Genomic DNA, 12366 nt, shown 5'->3' with positions numbered 1-12366 from the left:
TCCGCCTGACCCAGGCGCGAAGTGCAGCAGGAAGGAAGACATGTCGGACACCCAGCAGGCTGCCGTCACACTGACCGTCGGAGACCATTCCCAGAACCTTCCGGTCGTCCCGGCAACCGAGGGGAACGACGGCATCGTCGTCTCCTCGCTCTTGAAAGAGACCGGTATGGTCACCGTCGACCCCGGTTTCATGAACACCGCCTCGTGCGAGTCGCAGATCACCTACATCGACGGCGATGCCGGGATCTTGCGCTACCGGGGCTATCCGATCAGCGAGCTCGCTGAGAAGTCGACCTTCCTCGAGGTCGCCTACCTGCTCATCCACGGTGAGCTGCCCAGCCAGAGCGAGCACGACGCCTTCGTCGACCGGGTCAACCGCCACACGCTCGTGCACGAGGACTTCCGCACGTTCATGGGGACGTTCCCGCGCAACGGGCACCCGATGGCCGTCATGGCCTCGGCCGTCAACGCCCTCTCGACGTTCTACCCCGAGGCGCTCGACCCCTTCAACGACGACACGATCGAGCTCGCCACGGTGCTGCTGCTGGCCAAGGCCCGCACGATCACGTCCTACCTGCACCGACGCCGGGTGGGGGAGCCGCTGCTCTACCCCGACTACTCCCGCGGCTACGTGGACGACTTCCTGCGGATGACCTTCGCAGTGCCGTACATGCAGTACGACTCCGACCCCACGGTCGTCGACGCCCTCGACAAGCTGCTCATCCTGCACGCCGACCACGAGCAGAACTGTTCCACGTCGACCGTGCGGATCGTCGGCTCGAGCCACGCGAACGTCTTCGCCTCGGTCGCAGCGGGCATCAACGCGCTGTCCGGCCCGCTGCACGGCGGGGCCAACGAGTCGGTGCTGAAGATGCTCCAGACCATCCAGACCTCCGACCTCACCGTCGAGGAGTTCATGACCAAGGTCAAGAACAAGGAGGACGGCGTCCGCCTCATGGGCTTCGGGCACCGGGTCTACAAGAACTACGACCCGCGCGCGGAGATCGTCAAGAAGAGCGCCGACGCGGTCCTGTCCACCCTGGGCAAGCGTGACGAGCTCCTGGACATCGCGCTCCAGCTCGAGGAGATCGCGCTCAACGACGAGTACTTCATCGAGCGCAAGCTCTACCCGAACGTCGACTTCTACACCGGCCTCATCTACAAGGCCATGGGCTTCGACCCGGCGATGTTCACCCCGCTCTTCGCCCTGGGCCGCATGCCCGGCTGGATCGCCCAGTGGCGCGAGATGATGAAGGACCCGCAGACGAAGATCGGGCGCCCGCGCCAGATCTACACCGGTGCGACCGAGCGCGGCTACGTGGACCTGTCCGCACGCTGAGCTACCGGACGGCGAGGGTGAGCCGCACGCTGGACACGTCCAGCGGGGCCGCGCCCTCGCCGTCTGTCGTCTGTGCGGCGGACCACGTCCCGTCCTGACGGGACCACACCTGGCCCGCGACGTCGACCGACCCCACCCCGGTCGAGTGCGCAGACGCGACCCCCCACTGGGCCAGCGCCCAGGCGAGGCGGGCGGTGACGGCGTCGTCACCGGGGACGGTGGACAGCGCCGCGACGTCGACGACCACAGACGCCGCGCCGTCGTCGGTGACCGGGAGGTCGCCGAAGTCGCGGACGACGCGGTCGCGCAGGGCCGTCCGGGCGGTGGCCAGCGCCGCCGCGTCGTCGGCGGCGAGGGGCTCGGCCGCAAGGAGAGAGCACGTGATGGTCGCCTGCGACTGCCCGGTCAGGCCCGCGGCCCAGGCCCGCGACCGCATCTCGTGCTGGGCGTAGGCGTCAGGGAAGCCGGAGCGCTGCACCGCCTGCGCAGCGTCGGTCACCGGCAGCTCGGTGTAGCCGGAGACCTTGTCCAGCCCGTCGAAGAAGGCGTTCGTGGAGTAGACCGGGTCCATGATCTCCTCGATGCTGCCCCAGCCCTGGGAGGTGCGCTGCTGGAAGAGCCCCACGGAGTCACGGTCGCCGTAGTCGATGTTGATGAGCCGTGACTCCTGCAGCGCGGTGGCCAGGGCGATGGTGGCCGCGCGCGCTGGCATCGCACGGCGGACCGACACCGCGGTGATGAGCGCGGCGTTGTCGGCCTGGGCCGGGGACAGTCGCCAGGCGGTGCCGTCCAGGTCCGCGGTGCACTCCTGGCGCACGGGGGCCTGCGGCGTCGTCTGCTGGAGCAGCACGACGACACCGCCGACCGCCACCGCCAGCACGACGACGCCGACCCCCGCCCCGCGCAGCGCGCGGCGTCGGGCGTTGCGGCGCGAGCGCGCCGAGCGGGGCGGGGGCGCGGTGGTGTGCACGGGTCAGTTGGCGTGCAGGGCGGCGTTGAGCTCGATGCCGACGCCGGCCCGGGAGACCACCTCGACACCGCCGGTGATGGAGTTGCGGCGGAAGAGCAGGTTGTCCTGGCCGGAGAGGCTGCGGGCCTTGACCACCCGGGTGCCGCCCACGGTGTCGCCGGAGGCGTCACCGACGAGGGTGACCTTGGTGCCCGCGGTGACGTACAGGCCGGACTCCACGATGCAATCGTCGCCCAGGGCGATGCCCAGACCGGCGTTCGCGCCGAGCAGGGACCGCTCACCGATGGAGATGACCTCGCGCCCGCCCCCGGACAGCGTCCCCATGATCGAGGCGCCACCACCGATGTCGGAGCCGTCGCCGACGGTCACGCCCGCCGAGATGCGGCCCTCGACCATGGAGACGCCCAGCGTGCCGGCGTTGAAGTTGACGAAGCCCTCGTGCATGACGGTCGTCCCCGGCGCGAGGTGCGCGCCCAGGCGCACCCGGTCGGCGTCGGCGATGCGCACGCCCGGGGGGACGACGTAGTCGACCATGCGCGGGAACTTGTCCACGCTCAGCACGGTGACCGGGCCGCGGGCGCGCAGACGCAGCCGGGTGGCCTCGAAGTCCTCGGCCGCGCAGGGCCCGTGGTTGGTCCACACGACGTTGGACAGCACGGAGAAGATCCCGTCGAGGTTCTGCCCGTGCGGGGGGACGAGGCAGTGCGAGAGGAGGTGCAGGCGCAGGTAGGCGTCGGCGGCGTCGGCGGGTGCGTCCTGGAGGGAGATGTCGGTGCGCACGAGGACCAGCTCGACGCCACGGGCCTCGTCGGTGCCCACGAGCGCCGCGAGCTCTGCGGGCGGGACCGGGTCGTCCGGCGCGGGACCCAGAGCGGGGCTCGGGTACCAGACATCCAGGGTGGAACCGGTTGTGGTCACGGTGGCCAGGCCGAAGCCCCAGGCCGTGCACGGAGTCGAAGACGTCATAAGACAACCCTATGCCGCCGCGGGCGCTCAGCAGGTTGTGGAGATCGACAAAACCATGACGAACTCGGTGGTGACAGGCGCGGGGCGCGCGATAGGGTCGCCAGATGCCTGCCAACGAGGACTCTGCCCCGCTGCCCCTGTCCCTGACCTCCGGGGTGGTGGCGTTGACCCGGGCGCTGTGCGATGTCCCGTCGGTGAGCGGGGACGAGGGACCGCTCGCCGATCTCATCGAGGCCGCGCTGCGCGGCGTCGGGCACCTGGAGGTGGTGCGCAACGGCGACGCTGTCGTGGCGCGGACCATGCTCGGGCGGGCCGAGCGGGTGGTCGTGGCCGGTCACATCGACACCGTCCCGATCGCTGACAACCTGCCCGTGCGGGTGGTCGGGGAAGGGGTGCACAGCGAGCTGTGGGGGCGCGGCACGGTGGACATGAAGGCCGGCGTGGCCGTCCAGCTGGCCCTGGCCGCCGAGCTCGACGCGCCGAGCCGCGACGTGACGTGGGTCTTCTACGACAACGAGGAGGTGGCCTCGGACCGCAACGGGCTGGGTCGCCTGGCCCGCGAGGCGCCTGAGTTGCTGCACGCCGACTTCGCGGTGCTCTGCGAGCCCACCGCGGCGGGGATCGAGGGCGGCTGCAACGGGACCCTGCGGGTCGACGTCCACGTGCCGGGGGAGGCCGCGCACTCGGCACGGTCATGGATGGGGACGAACGCGATCCACGGCGCGGCCCCGGTGCTCGCCCGCCTGGCGGCCTACGAGCCTGCCGCGATCGAGGTGGACGGGCTGGTCTACCGCGAGGGCATGAACGCCGTGGGCATCCGCGGCGGGGTCGCCGGGAACGTCATCCCGGACGAGTGCGTGGTCACGGTGAACTTCCGCTTCGCGCCGTCACGGTCCCTCGAGCAGGCGCTCGCCCACGTCCACGAGCTCTTCGAGGGCTACCAGGTCACGGTCGACGATGCCGCCCCGGGTGCCCGCCCCGGCCTGGACGCCCCGCTCGCCGCGCAGTTCACTGAGGCGGTGCTGGCGCTGACCGGCGGGGTGCCGGCGCCCAAGTACGGCTGGACGGACGTGGCGCGCTTCGCCGAGCTGGGCATCCCCGCGGTGAACTTCGGCCCCGGCGACCCGCTGCTGGCCCACAAGGACGACGAGCACTGCCCCGCCGCCCAGATCGAGATCTGCTACCAGGCCCTGCGCTCCTGGCTCACCACCTGACCCTCCGCTGAGTGCGTGATTCTGTACGCGACACGCCGTGGCGACACGCGCATCTTCACGCACTCAGTGCAGGGGTGGGCGGTGGTGGGTCGGGGTTAGGCTCGGGGGATGAGTGATGAGGGAATGGCGCAGGTCGGCAAGGGATACCGCAAGGGACCGGTCCTGCTGCGAGGGAAGCAGATCCCTGCTGAGACGACCGACCAGCGGCTCCTTGACCACCAGCCGGACACCGCGTGGGTGCACTCCGACCCGTGGCGCGTGATGCGCATCCAGAGCGAGTTCGTCGAGGGCTTCGGAGCTCTCGCCGAGGTCGGTCCGGCCGTGAGTGTCTTCGGTTCTGCTCGCACCCAGCGTGACCACGCCGACTACGCGGCTGCGGAGAAGGTGGGTCGAGGGCTCGTGGAGAACGGGTTCGCGGTCATCACCGGCGGCGGACCGGGTGTCATGGAGGCCGCCAACAAGGGAGCGCGCCAGGCTGGCGGGCTGTCGATCGGACTGGGCATCGAGCTGCCCTTCGAGCAGGGCATGAACGAGTGGGTCGACCTCGGGGTCAACTTCCGCTACTTCTTTGCCCGCAAGACGATGTTCGTCAAGTACGCCTCCGGCTTCGTCGTGCTGCCTGGCGGCTTCGGCACCTTCGACGAGCTCTTCGAGGCGCTCACCCTGGTTCAGACGCACAAGGTCACCGAGTTCCCGATCGTCCTGATCGGCTCGGACTACTGGACCGGCCTGCTGGACTGGCTCGCCTCGTCCGTGGTCGAGCGCGGGATGATCCACGCCAAGGACCTCGACCTGTTCACGATCGTGGACGACCCGGCCGAGGCCGTCGAGATCGTGACCGCCCACTACGCCGGTCAGCACGCGAGCGAAGGCCAGCCGCTCGCGGACACGCCGCTCGCGGACACCGTCGGGTGAGCCTGCCGCACGGCCCGTCTGTCCCGGCTCCGCCGCCGGACCCTGTCCCGCACCGCGCGCCGCCGCTCGTCCTGCGCGGTCGTCCGGTGGGCGTGGAGTCCCCGGCGATCATGGCGATCGTCAACCGCACGACGGACTCCTTCTTCGCCGGCGCGCGCCAGGCCGACGACGGCGCCGCCCTCGCGGCGGTCGAGCGCGCGGTGGTCGAGGGTGCGGAGATCGTCGACATCGGGGGAGTGCGCGCCGGTACCGGGCCGGAGGTCACCACGGCTGAGGAGATCCGCCGGATCATCCCCTTCGTGGCGAAGGTGCGGGCGGAGTTCCCGGGCCTGCTCATCAGCGTCGACACCTGGCGCTCGGAGGTCGCCCGGGAGGCGGCGGGGGTGGGCGCCGACCTGCTCAACGACACCTGGGCCGGGCACGACCGCGCTCTGGTCGAGGTCGCCGGCGAGCTCGGCGTCGGCGTGGTGTGCTCCCACACCGGGGGCGCTGCGCCGCGCACCGACCCGTTCCGGGTGAGCTTCCCGCTCGCCCCGGGCAGCCCCGCCGGGACCGACCCGCGCGACGGCGTGGTCCAGGACGTCGTGGCGACGCTCGGGCGAGCCGCCCAGCGCGCGCTGGACTGCGGCGTGGCTCCCGAGTCGATCCTCGTCGACCCGACCCACGACTTCGGCAAGAACACCTGGCACTCCCTGCACCTCGTGCGCAGCACGGGAAGGCTGGTGGAGCTCGGTTTCCCGGTCCTCATGGCGCTCTCGCGCAAGGACTTCGTCGGGGAGACCCTCGACCTGCCGGCGGAGGAGCGGCTGGAAGGCACGCTCGCCGCGACGGCCGTGGCGGCGTGGCTAGGAGCGGCGGTCTTCCGCGCCCACGACGTCCGCGCGACACGCCGGGTGCTGGACATGACAGCGGCGATCCGGGGAGATCTGGCGCCTGCGCGGGTGCTGCGCGGCGTGGAATGAGGCGCTCGGTACCGTTCTCGCAGCCCCTGATAGACGGCTGATTCGTCCCAGGAACGCGCCGTCGGCGAGCGAGGGCGCAGGTCACACCTGGGGTGAACTAGAATATGGGCTGAAGACTTACTGGCGGTATCGACGGAAATGGAGAGCCACCAATGGCTGCGATGAAGCCCCGGACGGGTGATGGTCCACTTGAGGTCACGAAGGAAGGCCGCGGGATCGTCATGCGCGTCCCGCTCGAAGGCGGTGGCCGCCTGGTGGTCGAGCTCAACGCCGTCGAGGCGAGCGAGCTGGGCGAGGCGCTGCAGGCCGTAGTCGGCTGACCCTTGTCCCCTCGGACCAGTACCGCATCACCCACTGCCCAGAGCTTCATCGGACGGCCTGTTCCTGAGGTCGTCAATGCTGCCGGGACACTGGCGAGCTGTACCTTCCTCGACTCCGACGACGTCGACGCGATCGCGATCGCGATCGGCGCGCCGGTCGAGGGGGACGACGAGCTCCAACCCCGGGCCGGGACCGTCGACGCCTCGGCGCGCTATGGCATCGACCTGGCTGAGCTCGCCGAGCGGGCGACCTTCACCGGGGCCGCGGGCACCACGCACACGATCGACCTGCCCACGGTCCATGCCCGTGCCGCACAGGCACTGCCGTGGGCCGGTCTGGCGCAACGCATCATCTTCGTCGGGGTGGGACGCGAGTCCGCGGACGACCTGCGCCGCGCCGGCGCTGCACTGGCACGCGCGACCGTGGGCCTCGCCCGAGTCGTGACCCCTCTGGCGTCGGAGGCGAGCGACGACGACGCGCGCGCCTTCGTCGAGGGCTACCTCCTCGCCTCGTACGTCCCGCCGCGCCTGTCCGCCCGGCCCTCTCAGCGACGGCCCGCCGAGCAGCTCGTGCTGCTCGGGAACGTGGCCGACCGGGTCCTGGAGGCAGCAGCCCGGCACGCCTGGGCAACCTGGCTGGTCCGCGACCTGTCCACGGTGCCCTCGAACGTCAAGACACCCCAGTGGTTCACCGACCGCGCTGTCGAGCTCGGTGAGGCCGAGGGCCTGGACATCACCGTCTGGGACGAGTCCGCCCTGGCCCGCGACGGCTTCGGCGGGATCCTCGCGGTGGGCGCCGGCTCGGCGAACCCGCCGCGTCTGGTGACGCTGACCTACACCCCCTTCGACGCCGAGACGGCCGAGGCGAGCAGCCACGTCGTCGTCGTCGGCAAGGGCATCACGTACGACACGGGTGGGTTGTCCATCAAGCCTCGCGAGGCGATGGTCCCCATGAAGACGGACATGGCCGGCGCCGCCGTGGCCCTGGCCACGGTGCTCGGCGCGAGCCAGGCGCGGAGCCCGCACCGGGTGACCGCGGTGCTGCCGCTCGCGGAGAACCACGTCGGTGCGAGCTCCTACCGTCCCGGTGACGTGCTCCGCCTGCGCGGCGGGACCCGGGTCGAGATCGCCAACACCGACGCCGAAGGACGCATCGTCCTCGCCGACGCGCTGGCCTATGCCGACGCCGAGCTCGAGCCCGACCTGCTGCTGGACGTCGCGACGCTGACCGGCGCGGCTAGCGTAGGGCTGGGGCGCACGCACGCGGCCGTGTTCAGCGCCGACGCCGAGCTCGTGCGTGGCATCGAGACCGCGGCCCGGGCGAGCGGGGAGCAGGTGTGGCAGCTGCCGCTGGTGGAGGACTACCTGCCCGCGCTGCGCTCTGAGGTGGCTGACCTGCGCCATGTGCCGATCGAGCCCGCCGGGGGCGGAGCGATCACCGCCGCACTGTTCCTGCGCGAGTTCACCGGTGCACGCCGGTGGGCGCACCTGGACATCGCCGGGCCCGCGCGAGCCACGTCGGCCTCGCACGAGGTCACCAAGGGAGCCACCGGCTACGGAGCCCGGCTGCTGCTGCGGCTGCTGGAGACGCTCGGCTGATCAGGCCGCGTCGCGGCGGACCGCCACGAGCAGCCCGTCCCCGACCGGGAGCAGCGCGGGCAGCACCCGGGCGTCCTCGCGCAGAGAGCGCCCGACGTCGCGCACGGCGGTGGTGCCCGGGTCGCGTCGCGCTGGGTCGGCCACGTGCCCACCGCGCAGCGCGTTGTCGACCACGAGCAGGCCGCCGGGACGCAGCAGGCGCAGGGCCTGGTCGACGTAGGCGGCGCAGCTGGTGTCAGCGGCGCTGACGAAGACGAGGTCGTAGGCCGCGTCCGTGAGCCGGGGCAGCACGTCGAGGGCGCGTCCGGAGATGGTGCGGGTCCGTGAGGAGCGGATCCCGGCCTCGGCGAAGGCCTTCTTCGCCGCCCGCTGGTGCTCGACCTCGACGTCGATCGTGGTGAGCACGCCGTCGTCGTCCATGCCGCGCAGCATGGCCAGGCTGGCCACTCCCGTGCCGGTGCCGACCTCGACGACCGCGCGGGCGCCGACGGCGGCAGTGAGCACGGTCAAGGCCGCGGCGGCGCCAGGCAGGATCGAGTAGCAACCGAGCTGCGCCGCACGGTCACGGGCACCGAGGACGACGTCGTCCTCGGTGATGAAGTCTTCGGCATAGGCCCAGCTCTGAGCTCTGTCGGCGGAAATGGTGCCCTCCATGGGTGGTCGGCGCAGGCGAGGTCTGAGGTGATCGTACCGGTCACCACCGCTGTGTGGCAGGTTGCTGACCTGCGGGGGCGCTGGCCGCAGGCGCAGCCACGTGCGGGGAAGTCCTCCAGGAGGGGCGCGACGGGCCGAGAGCCTGTGCCGAGTCCGTGAATGTTCACCGAGGAACCGACAGGAATGAGACAACCGGGCACAGATGCTGGGACACTGGTGAGGTGCTCGAATCCCACCATCCCGCCGTTGACCGTGCGCCTCACAACCTGACGCCCTCACCCGCGCCCTGGGAACCGCCAAGCTGGCAGTCGATCGTCGAGGACCACTCCGTGCGCGTGTACCGCTTGGCCTACCGGCTGACCGGCAACCAGCACGACGCCGAGGACCTCACGCAGGACGTCTTCATGCGCGTCTTCCGCTCGCTGCACAGCTTCACCCCGGGCACCTTCGAGGGCTGGCTGCACCGCATCACCACCAACCTCTTCCTGGACCAGGCGCGCCGCAAGCAGCGCATCCGGATGGATGCCATGGGCGAGGACGCCGCGCAGTACCCCTCCCTCGGTGAGCTGGGCGACCCCGAGCGCGGCTACGCCCACGCCAACCTCGACCGCGACATCCAGCACGCCCTGGACGCCCTGACCCCCGAGTACCGTGCCGCCGTCGTGCTGTGCGACATCGAGGGGCTGTCCTACGAGGAGATCGCCGTCACCCTGTCGATCAAGCTGGGGACCGTGCGGTCGCGGATCCACCGCGCCCGCGCGCAGCTGCGCGTGGCGCTGGCCCACCGCGCTCCCACCCGTCCGGGTGGGGGAGTGGAGCTCACCAAGATCAACCCGCTCGACGAGCTCGCCGCTGCTGAGACGGTGCCGACCGCCTCGACCCGCTCGCTGCACCCGGGCGTGGTCCACGCCGCCCGGTCCTCCGGCGGGGCTGCGTGAGCGCCCACCTGGGCTCACGGGTGAGCTCGTTCATCGACGGCCAGCTGGACGCTGCCGCCACCGATCGGGTGCTCTCCCATCTCGCAGGCTGCCCCGACTGCGCGCGTGAGGTCCGCGCAGCGCGCGCCACCAGGCAGGTGCTGTGCCGGGAGCTGGGCGACGTCGCACCGGCTCCGGAGTTCGTCGACCGGCTGCTCGCCCTCGCCCAGCAGGTCGAGCCGTCCGGTGCCGACCGCGGCGCTCCCGGAGCGAGCGCGGCACCTGCCTCGCCCGTCCCGCTCACCGAGAGCAGCTTCGTGGAGCCGTTGCCGCCGCGCTGGCAGGCCCTGTGCGGCGACCTGCCGACGACGGTCCCGACGCTGGTGTCCCTGCGGCGCCGTCACCGCAGCGTCGCGGCGGCCCTGGTCATCACGGGCGTGGCGGCCTCCGGGCTGTTCGCCCTCGGCGCCCGTCCGGTCGTGGCGCCCGTCCGCCACCCGGCGGCTGCGCTGACGGCGCTCGCCGGCGCCGTCCAGCCGGTCCCCGGCTCCTTCCCGGTGGCCGTCTCGGCTGCCTCGGACGGTGGGGCCGCCTCGCTCGGCTACGACCACGAGGTGCTGGACTGGATGCAGGCCGAGGGCTGGCCGCACCCGGACGCGCTGCCCGAGGGGCTGACGGTCCGCTCGCTCCGGTTCGCCGGCTCGAGCGGGACGGTCCTGGAGGTGGACCTGGAGAGCCCGATCGGGGACGTGGTCATCCGTGAGCAGCGGGGCCAGCTCTCTCCGGACGTGCTCGACGACCTGACCACTGTCATGGTGGGTGGGGCACCGGTGTACGTCATCTCGGCCGACCCGCTGCACCTGGTGTGGCAGTCGTCGGACACCGTGATCGATCTTGTCTCAGCGTCTTCCCTGGATGACGTGCTACAACTTGTCTCCACGTTCTCAGTCGACGAGTTCGACACGGGGTTCCAGGCGCGCGTGGAGCGCGGCTGGTCAACACTGACAGGAGTGCTCTCGTGACCGAGCCCGACCCCACCGCACGGGGGGCCGCTGAGCCCGTCCGGCTGCCACCCGTCCCGCTGCCTCCAGGACACCCTGCGCCGTCGTACGCGGTGCCGTCCTATGCTGCGCCGTCGTCTCCTGCGCCGTCGTCTGCTGCGGCGTCGAGCCCTTCCCCCTACGAGCCGCACCCGGACCACGCGCGCTACGCGCCGGTCGGCGCGACGAGCGCGACAAGCCCGGACAGCGCCTCGGGCTCCGCGAGCTCTGAAGGCTCCAACCCGTCCTCCGGTGACGCACCCGGGTCCGGTGATCCCACGGCTGAGCAGTGGGCGGGGGTCCAGACGTGGTTCGGCCAGAGCGGTCACGTCGATCCGGTGCCCGGGCAACCGCGCGCGAAGGCCCCCCGCAGCCGGGGCGTCGGCGCGGGGACGGTCGTCGTCCTGCTGATCGCCGCCCTCGTCATGGGCGCCGTCGGGGGCGTGGCCGGGCAGCGGGCGTGGGAGATGCTCGACCCGAGCCCGGGACAGCCGTTGCCGGCCATCACCCCCAACGCGGACATCACCCGCCCGGACGGCTCCATCGCAGACATCGCCGCGACCGTGGCACCCTCCGTCGTCTCGATCCACGTCGCCGGGGCGGACGGGCAGGGCACCGGGTCCGGCTTCATCATCCGTGAGGACGGGTACATCCTCACCAACAACCACGTCATCGCCGGTGCCGTCCCCTCAGGGACCATCCGGGTGACCTTCGTCGACGGGTCGGAGGAGGACGCCACGCTCATCGGGCGCACCTCCGACTACGACATCGCGGTGATCCGGGTGGACCGGGACGGCCTGACGCCGCTCGTCCTCGGTGACTCCGACACGGTGGTGGTGGGTGACCCGGTCATCGCGATCGGCGCTCCGCTCGGCCTCGACGGGACGGTGACCAGCGGGATCATCAGCGCGCTCAACCGCCCGGTCTCCGCCGGCGACAGCTCTGACACCGCTTTCATCAACGCCCTCCAGACGGATGCGGCGATCAACCCCGGCAACTCCGGCGGACCGCTGGTCAACGGCGCGGGGCAGGTCATCGGCATCAACTCCGCGATCGCGCAGCCGCCCGGCACCATGACGGCCGCAGGCAACATCGGCCTGGGCTTCGCGATCGGGTCCAACCAGGCCCGTCGCACGGCTGACGAGATCATCGAGACCGGCAGCGCGACCTACCCGATCATCGGGGTGCTGCTCGACTCGAGCTACGACGGCGAAGGGGTGCAGGTGGTCACCGCGCCCCAGAACGGCCAGGACGCAGTCACCCCGGGCGGACCGGCAGACGCCGCCGGCATCGTGTCCGGCGACGTGATCCTCGAGGTGGACGGCCGGCCGGTGACCCAGTCGGACCAGCTCATCGTGGCCATCCGCGCCAAGGCGCCGGGGGACACTGTTGTACTCCGGGTGCGCTCCGGCAATGATGAGCGTGACGTCCCGATCGTGCTCAGCACAGCAACCAGCGAGGAAGACTGAC

Annotated in this window: 12 protein-coding genes; 9 read left to right on the top strand and 3 right to left on the bottom strand. The window is 71.5% G+C overall.

What is annotated here, in order from left to right; translation table 11 throughout:
- Positions 1-40: 40 nt before the first annotated feature.
- The gene (locus SS2_RS11250) at positions 41-1339 is read left to right on the top strand and encodes a citrate synthase (RefSeq protein WP_066464071.1); all 1299 of its coding nucleotides are present in this window, start codon (positions 41-43) and stop codon (positions 1337-1339) included.
- A gap of 1 nt (position 1340) precedes the next feature.
- Here SS2_RS11250 and SS2_RS11245 read toward each other — a convergent pair whose 3' ends face one another.
- Together SS2_RS11245 and dapD are read right to left on the bottom strand one after the other, a co-directional pair.
- Complete coding sequence (locus SS2_RS11245; protein WP_157607311.1) at positions 1341-2309, bottom strand: hypothetical protein; 969 nt, start codon at positions 2307-2309, stop codon at positions 1341-1343.
- A 3-nt stretch (positions 2310-2312) separates the two neighbouring features.
- The gene (gene dapD / locus SS2_RS11240) at positions 2313-3275 is read right to left on the bottom strand and encodes a 2,3,4,5-tetrahydropyridine-2,6-dicarboxylate N-succinyltransferase (RefSeq protein WP_066464069.1); all 963 of its coding nucleotides are present in this window, start codon (positions 3273-3275) and stop codon (positions 2313-2315) included.
- Between the two features lie 104 nt (positions 3276-3379).
- Here dapD and dapE point away from each other — a divergent pair, with 104 nt between their 5' ends.
- The 5 genes from dapE (at position 3380) to SS2_RS11220 (ending at position 8285) form a co-directional block, all read left to right on the top strand.
- Positions 3380-4489, top strand: a complete 1110-nt coding sequence (dapE, locus tag SS2_RS11235; protein ID WP_066464067.1) for a succinyl-diaminopimelate desuccinylase — start codon at positions 3380-3382, stop codon at positions 4487-4489.
- A gap of 108 nt (positions 4490-4597) precedes the next feature.
- Positions 4598-5404, top strand: a complete 807-nt coding sequence (locus tag SS2_RS11230) for an LOG family protein (protein ID WP_066464064.1) — start codon at positions 4598-4600, stop codon at positions 5402-5404.
- A complete protein-coding gene (gene folP, locus SS2_RS11225; RefSeq protein WP_439646307.1) occupies positions 5401-6366 on the top strand; it encodes a dihydropteroate synthase in 966 nt (321 codons plus the stop codon). The genes SS2_RS11230 and folP overlap by 4 nt, the downstream gene beginning before the upstream one ends.
- Positions 6367-6518: 152 nt before the next feature.
- Positions 6519-6686 carry a DUF3117 domain-containing protein gene (locus SS2_RS17035; protein ID WP_083942151.1) on the top strand — a complete coding sequence of 56 codons (168 nt, stop codon included), beginning with the start codon at positions 6519-6521 and terminating at the stop codon, positions 6684-6686.
- 3 nt (positions 6687-6689) lie between these two features.
- The gene (locus tag SS2_RS11220; RefSeq protein ID WP_066464055.1) at positions 6690-8285 is read left to right on the top strand and encodes a leucyl aminopeptidase family protein; all 1596 of its coding nucleotides are present in this window, start codon (positions 6690-6692) and stop codon (positions 8283-8285) included.
- Here SS2_RS11220 and SS2_RS11215 read toward each other — a convergent pair whose 3' ends face one another.
- Entirely contained in the window at positions 8286-8927 is a 642-nt protein-coding gene (locus SS2_RS11215; RefSeq protein WP_281178686.1) for an O-methyltransferase, read from the bottom strand.
- Between the two features lie 278 nt (positions 8928-9205).
- Between SS2_RS11215 and sigE the strand changes: the two genes are divergently transcribed.
- Genes sigE through SS2_RS11200 form a run of 3 tightly spaced genes read left to right on the top strand, consistent with a single transcriptional unit; the run spans position 9206 to position 12365 of the window.
- Positions 9206-9877 (top strand): RNA polymerase sigma factor SigE, encoded by a 672-nt coding sequence (sigE, locus tag SS2_RS11210; protein ID WP_083942187.1) that lies wholly within the window; start codon positions 9206-9208, stop codon positions 9875-9877.
- Positions 9874-10878: an anti-sigma factor family protein gene (locus SS2_RS17770; RefSeq protein ID WP_066464051.1), complete on the top strand. Its 1005-nt coding sequence runs from the start codon at positions 9874-9876 to the stop codon at positions 10876-10878. The genes sigE and SS2_RS17770 overlap by 4 nt, the downstream gene beginning before the upstream one ends.
- Positions 10875-12365 carry a S1C family serine protease gene (locus SS2_RS11200; RefSeq protein WP_066464044.1) on the top strand — a complete coding sequence of 497 codons (1491 nt, stop codon included), beginning with the start codon at positions 10875-10877 and terminating at the stop codon, positions 12363-12365. The genes SS2_RS17770 and SS2_RS11200 overlap by 4 nt, the downstream gene beginning before the upstream one ends.
- Position 12366 lies beyond the last annotated feature (1 nt).

Source organism: Sanguibacter suarezii NBRC 16159, from assembly GCF_001552735.1.
Lineage (GTDB): Bacteria > Actinomycetota > Actinomycetes > Actinomycetales > Cellulomonadaceae > Sanguibacter > Sanguibacter suarezii.
This window is presented reverse-complemented; position numbering and strand designations above follow the sequence as displayed.

Bases quoted from the DNA above. Each gene is read 5' to 3' on its own strand.
- dapE (WP_066464067.1), top strand. From the start codon at position 3,380: ATGCCTGCCAACGAGGACTCTGCCCCGCTGCCCCTGTCCCTGACCTCC.
- SS2_RS11230 (WP_066464064.1), top strand. From the start codon at position 4,598: ATGAGTGATGAGGGAATGGCGCAGGTCGGCAAGGGATACCGCAAGGGA.
- SS2_RS11250 (WP_066464071.1), top strand. From the start codon at position 41: ATGTCGGACACCCAGCAGGCTGCCGTCACACTGACCGTCGGAGACCAT.
- SS2_RS17035 (WP_083942151.1), top strand. From the start codon at position 6,519: ATGGCTGCGATGAAGCCCCGGACGGGTGATGGTCCACTTGAGGTCACG.
- dapD (WP_066464069.1), bottom strand. From the start codon at position 3,275: ATGACGTCTTCGACTCCGTGCACGGCCTGGGGCTTCGGCCTGGCCACC.